Consider the following 16,623-nt stretch of genomic DNA (forward strand, 5'->3'; position numbering starts at 1 on the left):
ATCGTGTCCCGTTAGCTAATTGATTACCTTTGAAAAGTGAGAAATATTTGAAATGTATCCATAAATGAAAAATGTATTGTTTTCTTCTCTATACGGAATTCTTAATTCATGTAAAATCGAAAGAAATTCTTTACTTATGTCAATTAATTCAGGAGGAAGCAGATTCCCCTTGTGCTTCTGATACCTTGGTCTAACCCGAATCCATTCTACAGAAAAAAAAGGTGAAAGTGCTTCTATCCAATCCCCTAAATACCAGACGTCGGTTTCAAAGTTCTCTGGATAAAGTTCATCATCTAATACATACTTAGCTTGATATGGCGGGGTAAAAGGGAGTTTATTTATTACATCACTTTGTAAGTTTCCCCACTTAGTGTCATTCATAACTGAACATAATTGTTTCTGTGTAATAACTTCATGTACCCTTTTTTTAAAATCCAGTTCATAACCCACAATAAAAAACCCTCCTGAATAAACAACATAAAGCGGCATCAGAGAAGGCGGATCGTACCTTATCGCGGCCTTTAAACGACAAAATGGTGCCGATAGCCATAGCCCCATAGCCGCAACGAAATAATGAGCCTAATCCGACAGTGCCCGCATGATGTTGGATTTCGCCTCTGCCGCAATCGCTTCATTCCCGTCATCGACCGATTGCATTAAGATCAGTATGGGGATGTATACCGCGATCAGCCGCGCCAGCAGCTTCGTTTCCTCGTCCGCTCCTCCGTACGTTTCGAAAAACACGTCACGAGCGTAAGGTGGTAAAAAGCTATAAGCAACGCTCAAATCGCAAGCCGGATGGCCTACGCTCAGATCGCCCCAATCAATGATGCCGGAAACGATCCCGTTCTCATTCACAAGCATATTTTTGAAATGAAGATCGCCATGTAGCAGTGCATTCACCGCCTCGACACGGTCCTTTTGCAGCCTGCTAATATACGCTTCGATCACACCAGACTCAACCGGCGACAAGTGTTCAACCACCTTCGATAGAAAGCCCTCCAATTTCACTTTGCGCGATGCTATGTCCGTCAAGTTTCGATGATCTTGCTGAACTCCGCACTTCAGCGCCGCCTGCACCGGAAACTCATGCAATCTCCGCAAAAATTTCGCCAGCGTCTCTGCCGATAAAGCCCGGCGTTCTTCCGTCAAACCGATGGGGAAATCTCCTGGCACGTAGGCATAGCCAAGAAATGGTGTCGGGTATTCGTCACTTGCTTCGCCATAAAACAACGGTTTCGGATAGGGGATGGTCATATATGCCTCCAGCTTCGGCAGCAGCTTCCCTTCCATACGAATCGAGCCAACTGCAATCGTTCTTCTTGGAAACCGGAACACGTACTCGTCACCGATGAGAAAAACCGTATTGTCCCAGCCCCAGCCCAATCGCTTCACTTGCTTCGATGACAGCTGAGGGAATTGTCTGCCGATCAGCGTCCGCGCCTGCTCTTCGTTAACCTCCCACTCCGCATCCCATACATTCGTTCCTCCCATGAATTGTCTGCCTCCTCGTTCCTTACGTTATTTAGATGTTTACATTCCCTGGAAGTTACGCATAACTGCCCGTTAGTTCAATGAAAAAAGCAGGATACCTTAGCTCCTGCTCTTCAATTTGTATTATTCAACTATCGTGTCCCGTTAGTTCAATAACAAAAAATAACCTCGAACTCTATTTTGAATTACAATTGAATGACACTGATCATATTTCCGTTATTATCAGTAAGATCAAAACGTTTAGGTTCACCGTTCCTTACCTCTGAAACGGCTACTCCATTTTTCTCGAGTCTAGCCCTCACTTCTTCTACATCCTTCACAACAAAATTGAATGGAGTGTATTTATTAATTGGGGGATTTGTCGTTTATGACGCGGAGGGAATGGTTGTGAACTTTTCAAAGGCAACGAGCAATCATTCAGTAGTACTGCCTAAAGGTGGGATGATCGTTTTTGGTGGTGCTAAGGGGATGTATTAAAAATTAATTTGCAGAATAAATAAACTTGTAGCACATAAAGCTTATTCCATATTAGCGATGAGGCCTCTCACAACGTTTTGAAGAGGGGTAAGAATCTTATCGCGTTTACACTGGTATAGACACAGTGTGGTTGCAAAATCAGAACAGCCCGGTCACCAAATGATCGGGCTGTTTTGATATAGATAAATGTGTTTTCCTGTTCTTGAGATACGATGGTCTCCAGCACCTTTGCCCTTGTCACCAACTTGTTCAAGTCTAACTTCCTGTATTAAGGCGTATTACCTCCTGTAACATATTCATTTTGGATGCCGATATTACCGATCAGTACCGTGCCCTTTTTCGTTTTATCAAATACAAAACCGATTTTGCTCAATTGCTCAGGTTGGAAATTCGGGTTGGCCCTTTTTAAATCGGCAAGGTGGAACGCAAAGTTTTGGAACACCGGCTCCTTCGTCGGTTGCAAAGTCGTGAAAGGCCATTTTATGATGTTGCCTTCGAACATCGGTAGTAAATAAGCTTCGCTGCTAAGAGGGAGGGACGCCACGTTGCCTTCTTTGTCCTCCACATTAATGGTCAAATCTACGAGGACATCCTTGTCACGATTTGCTTTCTCGTCATTCCAGTCAGCCATCGAAAAAACGATGGAGCTCGTTTCTCGTATATCGAGACTGTCATTTGGCAAAACAACCGTGTAAGAGGGAACGCCAGGTGTCGCAGTACTGTCCCACCCCAGACGCACTGCACTGTACAAGTCGGGGCAAATTTCATCTCCACTTTTTCCTCTTTCCACTGCTTCAGATGCTCCCCGTTCAGCCTTCCTCCAGCCAATGTCGACGTACTCAGATCGATGTCTTCGTCAAAGCTACTAATGAGCTTTGTATTCGAGTCCATATAGTTGCTGATATACATGGTGTCCGGCAGCCACTCTCGGGCATAACCAATATCCTGGAACATGGACCGATATTCTCCTTTCCCTTTCAATGTCGTATCTAGGAAGGACGATATGAGCACCTTAGCTGCTTGTAGCTGCTCCTCCTGCGGTATCAGTTGAGCGGTGTTGAACAGTTTATTGCCAAGCCCTACATTGTCGTTTCTTCCCCAGACGGTGTTGAATTGGCCGTGATTCGCACCATAAATGTATACCGATGCTTTAAAATAATCACTACCGTTTGAAAAGCCGATCCGACTGTATTGGCTCGCGCCGGAATATGTGCTGACGTCCATGTCGTGTGCGCCTTGCAAAGTCAAATAGTTCAAATCCTTTAACGGAGTCAGGTGTCCCGCAGGCTTGTATTGCCCGTCAGTACCCGCAATCGAAATGATGGAACGGATACCAAAGTTGTAGTCGAATTTGATGTTGCCGTTTTCCGGGGAGGCCGGCAGTTTGTTATATGCCGCTGCGACCGTTACCGCCTCACCGCCGCGAGAGTGGCCGATCAGAGCGATCTGGCTCATGTCCGCTTTACCGAAAAACGGATTATCCTTCGTCTTATTCCACTCGTTCCACACTTTCACATGCTCCAACATCAACCATCCCCGGGCTGGGTTTTCTTTCTCCAACAGGTTGAGTGTAAACAAATCATCGTAAAGGGATGTATTGAGAAAATTTTCGTCTATGGATACAAAAATATACCCGCGACTCGCCAACAGCTTACCCAAATATTCATATCCCGGGTCCGAATAATCGGTTGAGTTGGCGTTGCCATGAACGGTGACGATTAACGGAAACGGTCCTTCGCCATCAGGATACCAGACCAATCCATTCAGCGGCATTTGATCCGGTCCGAAACCAAACGTATTTGTACGATTAGATGACCACTTTTCCACAAAAGCCGATCCGTTCACCTGTTTTGTCACGAGCGACCCATTCTGGTTAAATTCCTTCCGATAACTGTTTGCGCTACCGTAAGTTAACGTTTTGACCTTATACGGTCCTTGTTCAGCTGGATTCGCCGCCGCCGTTGGGTAGCGGTCCGCAGTTTTCATCGCTGTTAAGCGGTACGGCTTCGCCAAATCCGCATTGCCGTTGTTCAGCAGCCAATACCCGCCAATGCCAATGGATCCTAGCGTAACTGCCGCCAAAACCCCAGCAGTTACTTTCGAAATAAGCTTTGCCTCTCGGTATCTACCGGTTATCAATCGGGATAAGAGGGCTCCTAGTATAGAAAATACGACAATTATCAACAATGGGACGATAAACATCAACTGTATCGGCCCGATGAAGCTAATGAACAGCAAAAAAAACGAAGCGAGAGCAATCCAAACATAACGCGAAGGCATTCGCTTGGCAACATGAAGCACTCCTGCAATTGCGCCGGTTACGAGCACAATCACAAGCAAGATCACTAACGTTCCGATCAGATATTCGCCCAAACTGCGCGTTCCCAAAACGAAATATCCTTGGATGAAATACAAGCATAATGCGATGATGAGCAATACGATGGAGGCCCCTTTCCATCTTGGGGCAAGTGGACTAATTTTTTTCCATTTGTTCATTAACCGTGGGGTTCGCCCCGTCGGCTTCAATTCTATTCTTGACATGTAACGACCTCTTTCCCATAGAGCTTGTTCAAAATGTACCGCATAAGGTATAGAAAAATAAGCTAGTTTCAAGATGCAACCGTTCATGATGGACCATTCATATATTCGAGGTAGATACTAGAAACCCTCTTCTTTTACATAGTTTTACAATTTCAAACAGATCCATGTTTAAGCTGAATTAAGATTGTTCTTATTACAAGTAGGGTTGCGTGGTAACATTAGGAAATAATATATTGGGAGGAAGAGCAATGATAAAACCCAAAAGACTTAAGTCTGGTTCGAAAATAGCGATAATTTCACTTTCTAATGGTCTACCTTATCTGTTCCCAGATATCTACGAGCTTGGTATAAAAAATCTTTAAGACAACTTGGGATTAGAAGTTATTGAGATGCCAACCGCAAGAATGTCTCCAGATGATTTATACAAAAATCCACAAATTCGTGCAGATGATATAAATAAATGTTTCGAGTATGAGAGTATAGATGACATCATCACTTCAATTGGTGGGTATGAATCGGTTAGAATACTACCGTTTTTGGATACAAAGACAATCCAAAAAAAAAACCGAATTTATCATGGGTTTTTCAGACGCGACTACTTTTATAACTTACTTAAACCAATGGGTATGGTAACTTTTTACGGACCTTCTGTTATGGCAGGTTTAGCCCAAATAAAAAGCCTTCCAACCGAATATACTGAACATTTAGAAGCGATTTTATTTCAAGGTCGTTTCCCTTATACATATTCTCCATTTGAGAAATGGACCAATGGATATAAAGATTGGAGCAAATTAGATACGCTAGGTGAGTGTCAACAGTTTTATAATAATGAGACTGGATGGACGTTTTTACCACCGAGCTAGGATATTTGTGGGGTGGATGTATCGAAGTATTAGAATTTATGAAATCAACTATCTATTGGGCTTTACACTGCCCGTTAGCTCAACGAGGCTGCCGTTTCTTACCGGCAGCCTCGTTCTGGTGATTGTTCAACTATAGTGTCCCGTTAGTTTAATGAATGATTGATGACACCTTTATTACATAAGGTTGGTTATTTGCTTGGGAGAGACGTAAAGCAGCCGAATAAATTACTCGGTCCCTATCCAGATTGGCCGATGGAATTCAAAAAGTCTGCTGCCTGCTGTTAGACAATTAGCTTAGTGTACCTTTTAAAATGCGCGAATCTTGTAAAAAGTTTTGTTTATAAGAAAGTAGCATCCGATGTGAACCAAATTATTCGGTACAGAACTCGGAGGAGTATTGTAGTTTGGATATATATGACCTGTGACAGTTACATTGTTAATTAATTTTTGAACATCAGTTATAGCGACTAGATAGACATACAGATGGCCTAGCCATCCGTCTCTTGTAATTACAATAGACCACCCATATTCACAGCATTCGCAAGTCTTGTCGTATGGTGGGGCGTTATAGCAAGGTACGTAAGGGCCGTTGCAATTTTTTACAATGTCTTCTAGAGTACTCTGATTTACTCGCATTAATTGATTATAATAGTCCACTAACCATTGAGGAGGAGGTATAACTGGGGGGAGTGGGACTAAAATATTTTTATTGTTATCATCGCTTAGTTGTTTATTCATTAATCAATAACTTCCCTTCATAAAATATTATATACTAACGTATGGAAAATGGATGTACAGGTGCCTATCCTTATTATATTTTCCATTTCTTAAAAATAGTGGATATATGTATCATTTATATAGCTCACTACATACAAACGTTACTGCAGGGGAATGATAAGGTCATTAGTAAATCAAGAGGAGAATTCCAATGAATACAAAAGAAGTCTCGCCAACATCTAGAAGTAATTTGAAAATAAGTGTTGAAATAGAATCCGGTCTAGCGAGAAAAATAAATCTTACAGATGACATAGCCCGAAGACTTGATCTAGCCTCGGACCAGGTAGTTACTGTTTATGATTGGGATTTTGGTACCATAAAAATCATTTCTGATGACAACTTCCTATTAGCAGTATTGGAACGAATTCTGGTTCGTGCTATGGATCCTAGCACAGCAGAATCGGATTATGTGACAGTGTCTTGTTTTCTGAGTTCCTATAATTTTCAAGGGTCATTGCCATTTTCCGTCACTCTTTTTGATCGTGAAAAACCTATATGGCAAACAAAGGACACAAATATTTGGGTTAGTTGTAATGAGGATCGGGTATTTACTTATGATGAGAAGATCGATACTAGTGATATATTTGGTCGAATTAGTGGTTGTGGTGTTCAACTGAGGAACGCTGTTTTTACTAGATGTGTAGTAACGTAAGAATGTGTTCAACGGGGCATCTAAAAATTAGCATCCGTAAATTAAGGAGGGTAAGATCTTCATGAGTATTAATAAAAATAAATCAACAGCTAAAGAAGTTTTAGAACAAAACGACGCAAACCTGGGTTCCATAAAAATAACTTGGACATATAAAGATTTGAGAATTGAGTCAGACGACAATACGTTACTTTGTCTTTTAGCAGACCCTACGGTTAATGCTGTTCATCCGGCTACAAATGAGCAAGATTATGTCATGTTTACTTGTACAGTACAAGCAGGGGTTGGAACGGGGCACTACCGATGTATCTCTACTGTTTAGATCATAATAAAAGTATAATATGGAGATCAAATGACTTTAACATTTTAGTTAGATGTAACGAGGAATGGGTTTTTGCTTTTGATGAAAAGATTCAATCCAGCGACATTTTTAATTCTATTGATCGAGGTACTTTTGGATTAAGAAGATCTGAATTTTTTCAGTGTTAGTATTTTTGAGCCGATTGTAAAGGACATTTAAAAAAAATTTAGATACATTGAAGAATGATGATCTCTGTGTCCCGTATATAATATAAAATACGAACAAATGTTCTTTTTTTGAAGTGAATAAATGAGTGTCAAGCCTCTTTACGACTAAGGGAATCTTGAAATGAATCTGATGAAAATGGAATACCCAATGAACCCTTTTTGATACATTGTGAAACACCTTCTTTTGCCCAAGCATTTACATCGTTTTTTTTAATTGAGATCAATGTTAGATGGCTTAACACTTTTATTTTGTAATTCTCGACAACATCTCTAAACTAAAAAAGTGTTAGCTTTAACACACGCTACCCCTACGCTCTTCTGCCCTATAGTTGAATAGCGGCAGATTTCTATAAAGGGATCTACCGCTATTATATGCTAAAAAAATCGTCGCTACATTTCTCTCCTGCGTTCGCCACGAAGTTGTGCGTATATTTGCGTGGTTGAGGCTTTCTCATGACCCAACATACCTTGGATGAAATCCAAGGGAGCACCATTATCAAGGAGTTGGCAAGCATAGGTATGTAGAAAGCGATGCGGATAAACATTCGTTTCAATCTCTCCTCGATCTGCAAGTCGTTTTAATGCCCATCTTATTGTAGGAATAGCCATGCGTTTAGTTGGGTTGGTATCCGTTACGAATAAGGCTTTACAGGTATCTCCAAGACTGGTCAGGTACTTCCTTAACCATACTTTGCACTCTGTCGTAAAGTACACTTCTCTCTGCTTGGAGCCCTTACCGTTTACGACTATAGAGCAGTTTTCCCAGTTGAGATCCTTGATGTTTATCCTCTCTACTTCCCCGACTCGACAGCCAGTACAATAGAGAAGCTCAAGCAGAGCTCTTTCTCTTAATGTTTGGCACGAGATCTTAAGATGAATAACATCTTCCTCGACTAAAAACTTAGGAATTCGCTTGTCCAATTTGGGTTCTCTTAGTTTTAAAGAAGGATTTGAAGTCAGGTAAGTCTCTTCATACGCATAGCGAAATAGAGATCGGACGAAACGAATTCGATGCCCTAGGCTGCTTGGCTTCAAACGTTCTGCTTGTTTCGCCAAATATTGCTTCAGCATTGGCAATGTAATCTCCGCTATCTCGGGATCACCTAGTTCCGTCATTAGCATTTTGTTTTGGAGGACGTAGGCGTTCAATGTTCTCGGACTATATCCTTGAATTCGTTTATCAGCCTCATATAGATGCCACAACTCACTTAACTTCATAATAAAACCTCCCCTTAGAAGCTATTACAACTAGGTTTGCTTCTAAAGGGAGGTTTTAATCTTCTAACCTGCTTGAGCTAGCGTTCCCAGTTAGCGTAATAGTGCTCTAAATCATCCTTTTTCAACTAACGGATAAACGATCGTTGCTAACCTATAAAAATGAGTCTCAATAACCTGCCCACATTCCATATTCATACTTCGAAAAATCCATCTTATGATTCAAAAATGTTTGAAAGAAATCTCTATACTCCTCCGTTATTTTAAAAACACCAAAAACAGGATGCTCATCAGATAAATTAAATATCTTTCGATATTCATCTAATGGCACATTAACTATTTCCTCACTCCCTATAACCAATGGGATTTCAACGCCTACTTCACTCCATTCAACTAATCTTGTGGTATCTTTTTCCTCGAAGTAATACGGTGAACAATATTCCTCTACAAAAAGACCATTTTTTGAAGCGAAATCAATTGCTGTTACAGATTTTTGACTGCTGCCAATGTACATATAATAGTCCCAACCAAAATGCACGAAAAAGTTATTTTTGGAAATTAACTGAAAACCAACAAAATTTCTTAATCTCATTTTGCAAATTATGCGAATTTCATTTATGTTTACAAGCATATCTTCTTTAATATTGATCTCGCCAAATTCATTTTCATATAACATAGATGTTTTCGCTTCGTTTGATATCGATGTATTTGATGCTCCTATGACACGCAGAGAATAATGTTTTTTTTCATTTAAAAACTCTATTATTGTCTCTATATAAGCATTTTCAATAAGGAGATAATTTTCTAATGTAAATAAATCTCCATTTAGTACTTTTCCAATTTCAGATGGGCAAATCCATTCATCTAGTAAATAATGACCATTTTCATTTCTAAAAATGGGATTATATTTTGTAATTCTCCATTGATATTTCATGTCAAACACCACCTTTATAAAGGTTTGATTATAAAAACTAGACGCTTTATTATAACAGATGCTTTGATCTTTATTACGCATAACTGCCCGTTAGCGTAATGATGATCTGTCATCTATGGTACGGTTCTACTTAATGGCTCGGCGAATTAATTTCATAAAACACCCTCAATGCTTATAATATTCTAGCACGTAATCTTGCTTATGCAGAGTGTTAATGCCCACGGATGTCAAGATCACTTAATGGATAGTTACTACTGCCCCAAGTATAAACAATATAATTGTTAATTAGTTTTTCATCTGCTTTCAATGCTTTGAATTTCAAGTTACCATTAAGAAAATCAATGTTATTACTCACTTGCTTTTCAACGATGTAACTCCATTCATTCTCGCGATACTTTGAATAAAAATGATTTAATTCTTCTAAAGTTAGTTCCGATTTGATTAAAATAGCGCCAAAAAATTGCATTCCATTTCCATTCCCAATTAATTTTCCAGCTGATGATAAATCATCTATCAATTCAGTTTTGTCTGGCAAAGATACTTCTACTAGATCTTTTTTTATGGAATATGCAATATAATTGTTAATAAATGGAGTGGATACGACTAGTAAAACAAGAGCACCTACTGCAATTATTAAAATGATTATGAATGTTTTCTTCAAGTTAACACCTCTCTCAAAAAATATAAATATCCTACCGAACCACACAGGTTCAATACACTTAGAAACCCCTTTTTATTACGCTATGACAGTATAGACGTTAGACATTTTTTAAATTTCAATTTAATGGTATATAATCCAATATCAACATTTCTGTTACTCAGCTAACCTGCCCGTTAGTTGAACAAATAAAAAACGGCTGCCGAAGCAACCGCTATTCCACTAACGTGTCCCGCTAGGTTAAATCAAGACCCTTTAAAAGCCAATAAATCTTTTGTGTTAATATGTTTAATATCAGAAATTTGCCCACTTGTAAGCATCTCATAAAGACCGTCAGGAACAAGTTTATACTGAATGTTTTCTTCAAAATCATCTAAGTTCTTCCAAACAGCTATAAACTTTTTGTCCCCCTCAATCCCTTCAAATTCATTCTTGTTATAGTTATCCATTCGACTAAAGCTCGCTTCATAAAAAAAATCATATTCATGTCCAATTTCTCCGTACCAAGGGAAGATGTGCTCGATAATCCCTATCAATTTTGGGCTCAATAATATCAATATTAATTTCCTCTTTTACTTCTCGTATTACAGCTGATTTGCTATCTTCCCCATACTCAATCGTGCCACCAACTGGGCGAAATGTAATGATACCATCTTCTTCCGGGAATTGTTCAAGTAATATTGATTCTCTTCTTTTAATAATGCAAAGTGAACAAGCTCTATATCGCAAAAAAAGGCTTCAATTGTTGGATTCATATTACACCTCATTATTTTTAATTCAAAGTGTTATCTCCCTTCTAGTAAATGCTCTATTAACACTTCTTTACTCTAAGATTTTTCCCAATAGTATATTTCATTTTTTTCTCCTCTTTCCATATATGCATAAAATAAAAATACACTAACATATTCCATTTGTAAATAACTCCCACTTAACCTACCGTTAGTTGAATGATGAATTATTAGTATACAATGAATATCTTGTCGATTTCTGCAATTTCGCTGATCTTTGATATACCATCGCCGTTTCCTTCAAACAACTTGAGGAAGCGCTCACGCTGACTTTTAATGCTCGCGAGTTCTTTATCAACGGCAGACTCGATGGTGAAGGCCGACAATCTGCGCTGTCAGGCATTGATTTTTTTTCCAAAATAGGTTATTTTATAGAAAGCTTAGCGATAAGCAAGTTCCTGACACGAAGGGAGATGTGTTTTAATGGCAACTACTTATATGGTGGTTTGGTCTTAAAACTGAATAGTAGGCATACGCGAAAAAAGCGGGGAAACGCCCCTGTTATTTGGTATGCCATCCGAAGTAACCTTTCGTGAATATTGCTGTTTGCAGGATACGATGAAGGTCGTGTCTTTTTTGCGTCCTGATGCCGCGTGACAGCAGCTTCTTTAGAGGCTGCTTGTCCGTGGCATTTTTGCGTCCAAAAACAACATTAAAGGAGCTAACAAAAAAATTATGATAAATCTGAAAACCTATGGCTATACAGAAATAGAAGCAATTCCCGACGGATTATTGCCCGGTAGGGTGACAGAGCTTCGGCGCGAGCGCTTCACGGTCATGACCGAGCGCGGCGAAGTAACGGCGGTGCTCAAAGGAGCATTCTATCACAGCGTGGAAACACGCGTAGATTTTCCGTGCGTCGGGGATTTCGTCTTGCTGCGCTACAACGAGAGCGGAGATTCGCTCATCGTTACGGTACTGCCCCGCCGTTCCAAGTTCTCACGCGCAGATTACTCAGGGCATGCCGTAGGCTACGCCAAAACCGTGCGGGAACAGGTCGTTGCAACCAACTTTGACTATGTGTTCATTCTTTCTTCTTTGAATTGGGATTTCAACGTTACCCGCCTCATGCGGTACCTGACACAAGTCAGACAGAGCGGCAGTCAGCCAGTCGTCATTCTAACCAAGGCTGATCTCGTTGAAGATTATAATCTCCCGCTCGCAGAAGTTACACAAAGCATCCCTGATGTGCCAGTTCATGCGATCTGCAGTCATACCGGCCTGGGGCTGAACGAACTCACTTCCTACTTGATGCCTGGTAAAACAGTCGTCTTTCTCGGCATGTCCGGCGTCGGTAAATCTTCTCTGCTCAATGCATTGATAGAACAGGACGTAATGAGGGTTCAGGCGATTCGAGAGGTTGATAGCCGGGGGCGGCATACGACAACGCACCGTCAGCTGTTCATGCTCCCCTCCGGAACGATGGTCATCGATACGCCGGGAATGCGTGAGCTCGGGCTTTTTGATGCCGGGGTAGGTATAAGCACAAGCTTTACCGATGTGGAGAAATTGTTCCCGCAATGCCGGTTTGCAAATTGCCGCCATCAGGGCGAGCCGGACTGTGCCGTTCTCGCCGCGCTTGCCGACGGTTCGTTGCCGCGTGAACGGTGGGAGTATTATGTTGCCCAGCAACATGAGCACAAGTATGTCCAGGATAAAACAAGCTACCTCATCGACAAGAGGGCTCGAAATAAAACGATAGCTATGTCAAGCAAGCAAACGAAGAAAAACGGAGGATGGAAGAAATGAATATTAAATTTGAAACGCTGATCTATGCCTTAAGCCGACACTTCAAGAAGGATATTATCTCGGCTGACTGCCAAACCATGCCGTTACAGGGCGGAACTGTGGGAAATGTGCACCTGGTAAACGGGATCGCCGAAACCGCGGATGGTGAAAAAATGCCGTACCGTATCGTGCTGAAAATTCAAAAGAAATGGGAACGTTACAACGATCCGGATTCCTGGCGCCGGGAATATGATCTCTATATGTCTGACTTGGGAACGACGTTCTCGGATACCTTCCGCTGGCCAACATGTTACCATGCGGAGATGAATGCCGAAGAAAATGAATTCCAGCTGTGGCTGGAATATATCGATGGCGTAACCGGTTTAGACTTAACCGGTGACATGTATGAAGAGGCGGCGCTGGAGTTAGGACGCTATCAAGGCAAGCTGTATGCGGAAAAGCCCGCTGTGCTGCAGAGCCTGACAAACCTGAGCCATGCAGATCTCATGAAGAATACGTATCTGCATTACCGGTCGTGGCCAGTCGTCTACGATTATATACGCTCGGAGGACTGCGAATTCCCGCAGCACATGCGGCAAATGCTCATCGACATCGATGAGCACGCAGATGAGATACTCGCCCGCATTGAGCAATTGCCCCTAGTGCTATGCCACCGGGACTTCTGGGTGACCAACCTGATCTATGCCGACGGGAAAATCGCGCTCATCGACTGGGATACATGCGGATGGGGCTACATGGGCGAGGATCTCGCAAGCTTGATTGCGGATGAAGCGGATATCGATCACATGGTCGAATACTACCAACGATGTGTCCCTGCGTATTACAAAGGTTTTTCGGAGTATGCAGATGCATCCCCTATCGCCGCTAATTGCGTCTTCGAATTGATCCTTCTCATGTTCGGGTACAGGCTTGTAGAGTGGTATCTCCACACAGAGGACGATGACGAGAAAACAAAGTGTCTTCATACGCTCCAAAAAATCCATGAAATGAAGACCAGCCCTGCGCAGGGTTGACTCTAAAAAAAGAACTCCGAAACCCCTTGAATATAATGGGTTTTCGGAGCTTCTTTCTTTACTCCCATTCGGTGGATCGACAATGGAAATAAAGTTCTAGACTGTCGCTATTTCACTTAACTAACGTGTTCTGTTAGCGAAAAATCTATTATTAACAGTCTTTTTTATAGGACTAAAAAGATTCTAGTTTAATGAATTGTTGTTTCGAGAACTCTGTCCAGATCATGTGATGCTTCAATAATGGCTGGCTCCAAATTACTCAACCATTCGGAATACTCTAAACGTGTTACCATGGATGGATCCTTCCTTAGCTCCTTGCATCTCTTCAAATTATCTTTCCATCCGCTACTAAGATGTAAATGCCCCCAATCTGCTGCTTGGCTTTTAGACAAGATGACACCTTCCTGCCACCAAGCTATAAATTTAGAAGCTAATAGGAGCCAGTCGACGGAATGTAGACTATTTCCCTTGCCAAACTTCCGCATACACTTGGCATATTCCTTAAAAAAACTAATGAACTCTTCCTTCGAATACGATGGAATATTGTCTAGATGGGACTCACCATACAACAAGATACTCTGCTCCTTGATCGTGTGCATGGTGAACAGATCTAATTGATTTTCTGTCCAGTCGGATTCGCGCTTTGTTCCCCACCATAAGCCACTGCCCTTTTCCCCACTCAGCATATTAATCGTAAGAAAGGCACCCTCAAGCATATCGATATAGAGGTTGGGGATTTGTCTATCAACGGATCTTCTAAGAAGGGATGATCTATAATTGGATCTTTGTTTATTTAGAAATTCGATTTCATTTTGGCTTAGGTCCTCTCCAATTACGACGAGAAAATCCAAATCCCCGTATCCCGGGGATAAATCATTGTGTATGGCCGAACCGTAAAGGTAAATGCTTCGCAACTTTCTATTAAGTATGGCTCTCATATCTTTCACAAATATGGACAAAGATTGCTCAAGTATTTCGTCTTCAAAGGATTGGATAAACAATACGATCGCTCCATTATGAATTTCTATTTTTCAGTTTTATCTCAATACTATAAACCTATTGCTATCAGTATAATACTAGCGTTCCCGTAGTTATGTATCTGCGATCACTCACAATAACCCAGTAATGCTTATGGGTTGGTATCCGCTAAATTCTCGCTTTCTTTAGATTGTAATAGCATGACATGAGCCTCTGCTACGGCATTACGAAACAACTTGTCTATCAATTCGATGCGATCTACTATATCTTCTACGGTTCTTACACCACATAGCTTTTCCAAGATTAGTACCACTTCGACAGGAAAATCCCGAGATGCATGAACCAAGAAGCTGTCAGCTTGGAATGGTGTATAGATTATCCGAAGTACATCTACAAGTGGATTCACAACATACTTATGATAGTAAATCAACGACTCTAAAAAAAGCCCACGTTTTGTATATTTGACAGCTCGGTTCCTTTGACTGTAAATACCCTGAGCACGTATCAATTGTGATTGAAGTTGTGAATGGTGAGTCGTGTGATCAACGTTTTGATACTTCACGATACCAGTCTTATCTATCAATATAACGGGTACGACAGTTTTGTCTTCGTTAATGAATAAAACAGGGACACTCTCACTTTGGATCGTCACGTCAACTAAGAGACTATCTGATGACTCCTGTAGGTGGTAAACCTTGTAGCGGTTATTTGTGGGTCGACCAGTTTCTTCATAGGCAATATCTACTTTTCCTAATCGACGCATACAGGCATCCAACCGGGTAATTGCAGAATCTATGCAGCCTTCTTTTGTATAGCACACCAAATCGATATCAGAATACTCGTCCAAAGTTTTAGTACCATCTGAACCCTCTAGCCATATAGCTAAAATATAATTTTCAATTCCAAGGTCTGATACAATTGCGTTTAGAATGGTCTCGCGGTTAATCGTCATAGCTAAACCTCCCATGTATTTTCATATAATAATAGTTTTATCACCGGTTTACTCCTGTCATTTTGGAAAGTTTTCGTTTTAAACTCTCTTTTTTAATAATTGAATCTTTTCAAATAATCACTAATTATACTCTGATCCTGATGCCACCATAACATTGGAAAATCATACTTTTTTGCAAACCCTAACTTTTTCGCTAGCTGTATTGATCGTTCATTGCCAGCGTCACAATTATAATTCGGCACTAGATTATGGTTCAGACAATGTTCGATAAATGCTACACCCGTGAGTGTTGCTAGCCCTTTATTCTGGTATTCATCCACGGTTACGATATCAATAGCTGCATACCCTCCACCCACAAAATAAGAATTGCAAACACTTGCAAAATCATCATCCATCACAAGACAGTAACCAAACCCTCGATCCGAAAAGTGTTGTGCCGAACTCCATAACGACTCATAAGAAGCGTCCATTTCATTCTTGTATTTATCGAATAGCGCTTTATCCATCCGTTTCATAACAAATTGTTCTGGCAATGCGTTAGGTTTTTTTAGATGTTGGAATTTGGATAGATCGAATGTAAAAGAAGAACGGTGCAATAATACGGTCTTTCCCGCTAAACTTTCGCTAATTTGAAACAGTAGTTCGGGTGTTGAAGCATAAAGATCGTAATATTTTGAATGATTTTGATCATTTCGCAAAAATTCAACTACATCGCTCATGAAGCACTCATTGTCGCCCCTCTTAACCAAAAAATACTGTCCATATGAATTGATAATAAGACTGCAGGTAGGATTTTCGTTGTGATCAACAAACACTTTTCCAGATTGATTTCGCTCAATTACGGAATACGCAAACACAGGTTCATATGCTAGATTTTTCAACAGTGGCAGAACGTGTGCGTAGTTTTCTTTAGATAATTCTATCATTTCATCTCTCCTTCAAATTTCATCATTAGATAAGTTCCTTGTTAAATTAACCTGAACACAGATGAACAAATAAAAACGGCT

The 16,623-nt window shown here is 40.8% G+C and carries 18 protein-coding genes; 5 read left to right on the forward strand and 13 right to left on the reverse strand.

Annotated features, from left to right (window positions below):
- Positions 1 to 15: 15 nt before the first annotated feature.
- The 5 genes from MKY99_RS17755 to MKY99_RS17775 form a co-directional block, all read right to left on the reverse strand.
- Complete coding sequence (locus MKY99_RS17755) at positions 16 to 450, reverse strand: DUF6678 family protein (RefSeq protein WP_339265400.1); 435 nt, start codon at positions 448 to 450, stop codon at positions 16 to 18.
- A gap of 129 nt (positions 451 to 579) precedes the next feature.
- The gene (locus tag MKY99_RS17760; RefSeq protein WP_339265402.1) at positions 580 to 1,494 is read right to left on the reverse strand and encodes a phosphotransferase; all 915 of its coding nucleotides are present in this window, start codon (positions 1,492 to 1,494) and stop codon (positions 580 to 582) included.
- A gap of 544 nt (positions 1,495 to 2,038) precedes the next feature.
- A complete protein-coding gene (locus MKY99_RS17765; protein ID WP_143759563.1) occupies positions 2,039 to 2,224 on the reverse strand; it encodes a hypothetical protein in 186 nt (61 codons plus the stop codon).
- A 15-nt stretch (positions 2,225 to 2,239) separates the two neighbouring features.
- A complete protein-coding gene (locus MKY99_RS17770) occupies positions 2,240 to 2,602 on the reverse strand; it encodes a hypothetical protein (RefSeq protein WP_339265404.1) in 363 nt (120 codons plus the stop codon).
- Complete coding sequence (locus MKY99_RS17775) at positions 2,551 to 4,512, reverse strand: MFS transporter (RefSeq protein WP_339265406.1); 1,962 nt, start codon at positions 4,510 to 4,512, stop codon at positions 2,551 to 2,553. The genes MKY99_RS17770 and MKY99_RS17775 overlap by 52 nt, the downstream gene beginning before the upstream one ends.
- 389 nt (positions 4,513 to 4,901) lie before the next feature.
- Here MKY99_RS17775 and MKY99_RS17780 point away from each other — a divergent pair, with 389 nt between their 5' ends.
- From MKY99_RS17780 to MKY99_RS17790, 3 genes are all read left to right on the forward strand, one after another.
- Complete coding sequence (locus MKY99_RS17780) at positions 4,902 to 5,375, forward strand: LD-carboxypeptidase (protein WP_339265408.1); 474 nt, start codon at positions 4,902 to 4,904, stop codon at positions 5,373 to 5,375.
- Positions 5,376 to 6,303: 928 nt separating this feature from the next.
- Entirely contained in the window at positions 6,304 to 6,804 is a 501-nt protein-coding gene (locus MKY99_RS17785; protein WP_339265411.1) for a hypothetical protein, read from the forward strand.
- Between the two features lie 61 nt (positions 6,805 to 6,865).
- On the forward strand, positions 6,866 to 7,123 hold the full coding sequence (locus MKY99_RS17790) for a hypothetical protein (RefSeq protein ID WP_339265413.1): 258 nt from the start codon (positions 6,866 to 6,868) through the stop codon (positions 7,121 to 7,123).
- 596 nt (positions 7,124 to 7,719) lie between these two features.
- Here MKY99_RS17790 and MKY99_RS17795 read toward each other — a convergent pair.
- The 5 genes from MKY99_RS17795 to MKY99_RS17815 all read right to left on the reverse strand — a co-directional run bounded on the left by MKY99_RS17795 (position 7,720) and on the right by MKY99_RS17815 (position 10,891).
- Positions 7,720 to 8,547, reverse strand: a complete 828-nt coding sequence (locus MKY99_RS17795) for a tyrosine-type recombinase/integrase (protein WP_339265415.1) — start codon at positions 8,545 to 8,547, stop codon at positions 7,720 to 7,722.
- 166 nt (positions 8,548 to 8,713) lie between these two features.
- Positions 8,714 to 9,478, reverse strand: a complete 765-nt coding sequence (locus MKY99_RS17800) for a hypothetical protein (protein ID WP_339265417.1) — start codon at positions 9,476 to 9,478, stop codon at positions 8,714 to 8,716.
- A gap of 211 nt (positions 9,479 to 9,689) precedes the next feature.
- Positions 9,690 to 10,139 (reverse strand): hypothetical protein, encoded by a 450-nt coding sequence (locus tag MKY99_RS17805; RefSeq protein WP_076300632.1) that lies wholly within the window; start codon positions 10,137 to 10,139, stop codon positions 9,690 to 9,692.
- A gap of 242 nt (positions 10,140 to 10,381) precedes the next feature.
- Positions 10,382 to 10,684: a hypothetical protein gene (locus MKY99_RS17810; RefSeq protein ID WP_339265420.1), complete on the reverse strand. Its 303-nt coding sequence runs from the start codon at positions 10,682 to 10,684 to the stop codon at positions 10,382 to 10,384.
- 36 nt (positions 10,685 to 10,720) lie between these two features.
- On the reverse strand, positions 10,721 to 10,891 hold the full coding sequence (locus MKY99_RS17815; protein WP_339265422.1) for a hypothetical protein: 171 nt from the start codon (positions 10,889 to 10,891) through the stop codon (positions 10,721 to 10,723).
- Positions 10,892 to 11,599: 708 nt separating this feature from the next.
- Here MKY99_RS17815 and rsgA point away from each other — a divergent pair.
- Together rsgA and MKY99_RS17825 are read left to right on the forward strand one after the other, a co-directional pair.
- Positions 11,600 to 12,673, forward strand: a complete 1,074-nt coding sequence (gene rsgA / locus MKY99_RS17820) for a ribosome small subunit-dependent GTPase A (protein WP_339265425.1) — start codon at positions 11,600 to 11,602, stop codon at positions 12,671 to 12,673.
- Complete coding sequence (locus MKY99_RS17825) at positions 12,670 to 13,686, forward strand: aminoglycoside phosphotransferase family protein (RefSeq protein WP_339265427.1); 1,017 nt, start codon at positions 12,670 to 12,672, stop codon at positions 13,684 to 13,686. The genes rsgA and MKY99_RS17825 overlap by 4 nt, the downstream gene beginning before the upstream one ends.
- Positions 13,687 to 13,874: 188 nt before the next feature.
- Here MKY99_RS17825 and MKY99_RS17830 read toward each other — a convergent pair whose 3' ends face one another.
- The 3 genes from MKY99_RS17830 to MKY99_RS17840 all read right to left on the reverse strand — a co-directional run bounded on the left by MKY99_RS17830 (position 13,875) and on the right by MKY99_RS17840 (position 16,542).
- Positions 13,875 to 14,600 carry a hypothetical protein gene (locus MKY99_RS17830; RefSeq protein ID WP_339265429.1) on the reverse strand — a complete coding sequence of 242 codons (726 nt, stop codon included), beginning with the start codon at positions 14,598 to 14,600 and terminating at the stop codon, positions 13,875 to 13,877.
- A 215-nt stretch (positions 14,601 to 14,815) separates the two neighbouring features.
- Positions 14,816 to 15,616 carry a hypothetical protein gene (locus MKY99_RS17835; protein ID WP_339265430.1) on the reverse strand — a complete coding sequence of 267 codons (801 nt, stop codon included), beginning with the start codon at positions 15,614 to 15,616 and terminating at the stop codon, positions 14,816 to 14,818.
- Between the two features lie 92 nt (positions 15,617 to 15,708).
- Positions 15,709 to 16,542, reverse strand: a complete 834-nt coding sequence (locus tag MKY99_RS17840; protein WP_339265431.1) for a GNAT family N-acetyltransferase — start codon at positions 16,540 to 16,542, stop codon at positions 15,709 to 15,711.
- Between the last annotated feature and the right edge of the window lie 81 nt (positions 16,543 to 16,623).

It is taken from the genome of Paenibacillus sp. FSL R5-0470, from assembly GCF_037975205.1.
Taxonomy (GTDB): Bacteria; Bacillota; Bacilli; order Paenibacillales; family Paenibacillaceae; genus Paenibacillus_AQ.

Coding starts and splice junctions, on each gene's coding strand:
- MKY99_RS17760 (WP_339265402.1), bottom strand. CDS start 1,494: ATGGGAGGAACGAATGTATGGGATGCGGAGTGGGAGGTTAACGAAGAG.
- MKY99_RS17770 (WP_339265404.1), bottom strand. CDS start 2,602: ATGGCTGACTGGAATGACGAGAAAGCAAATCGTGACAAGGATGTCCTC.
- MKY99_RS17775 (WP_339265406.1), bottom strand. CDS start 4,512: ATGTCAAGAATAGAATTGAAGCCGACGGGGCGAACCCCACGGTTAATG.
- MKY99_RS17780 (WP_339265408.1), top strand. CDS start 4,902: ATGCCAACCGCAAGAATGTCTCCAGATGATTTATACAAAAATCCACAA.
- MKY99_RS17785 (WP_339265411.1), top strand. CDS start 6,304: ATGAATACAAAAGAAGTCTCGCCAACATCTAGAAGTAATTTGAAAATA.
- MKY99_RS17790 (WP_339265413.1), top strand. CDS start 6,866: ATGAGTATTAATAAAAATAAATCAACAGCTAAAGAAGTTTTAGAACAA.
- MKY99_RS17795 (WP_339265415.1), bottom strand. CDS start 8,547: ATGAAGTTAAGTGAGTTGTGGCATCTATATGAGGCTGATAAACGAATT.
- MKY99_RS17800 (WP_339265417.1), bottom strand. CDS start 9,478: ATGAAATATCAATGGAGAATTACAAAATATAATCCCATTTTTAGAAAT.
- MKY99_RS17815 (WP_339265422.1), bottom strand. CDS start 10,891: ATGAATCCAACAATTGAAGCCTTTTTTTGCGATATAGAGCTTGTTCAC.
- rsgA (WP_339265425.1), top strand. CDS start 11,600: ATGATAAATCTGAAAACCTATGGCTATACAGAAATAGAAGCAATTCCC.
- MKY99_RS17825 (WP_339265427.1), top strand. CDS start 12,670: ATGAATATTAAATTTGAAACGCTGATCTATGCCTTAAGCCGACACTTC.
- MKY99_RS17835 (WP_339265430.1), bottom strand. CDS start 15,616: ATGACGATTAACCGCGAGACCATTCTAAACGCAATTGTATCAGACCTT.
- MKY99_RS17840 (WP_339265431.1), bottom strand. CDS start 16,542: ATGATAGAATTATCTAAAGAAAACTACGCACACGTTCTGCCACTGTTG.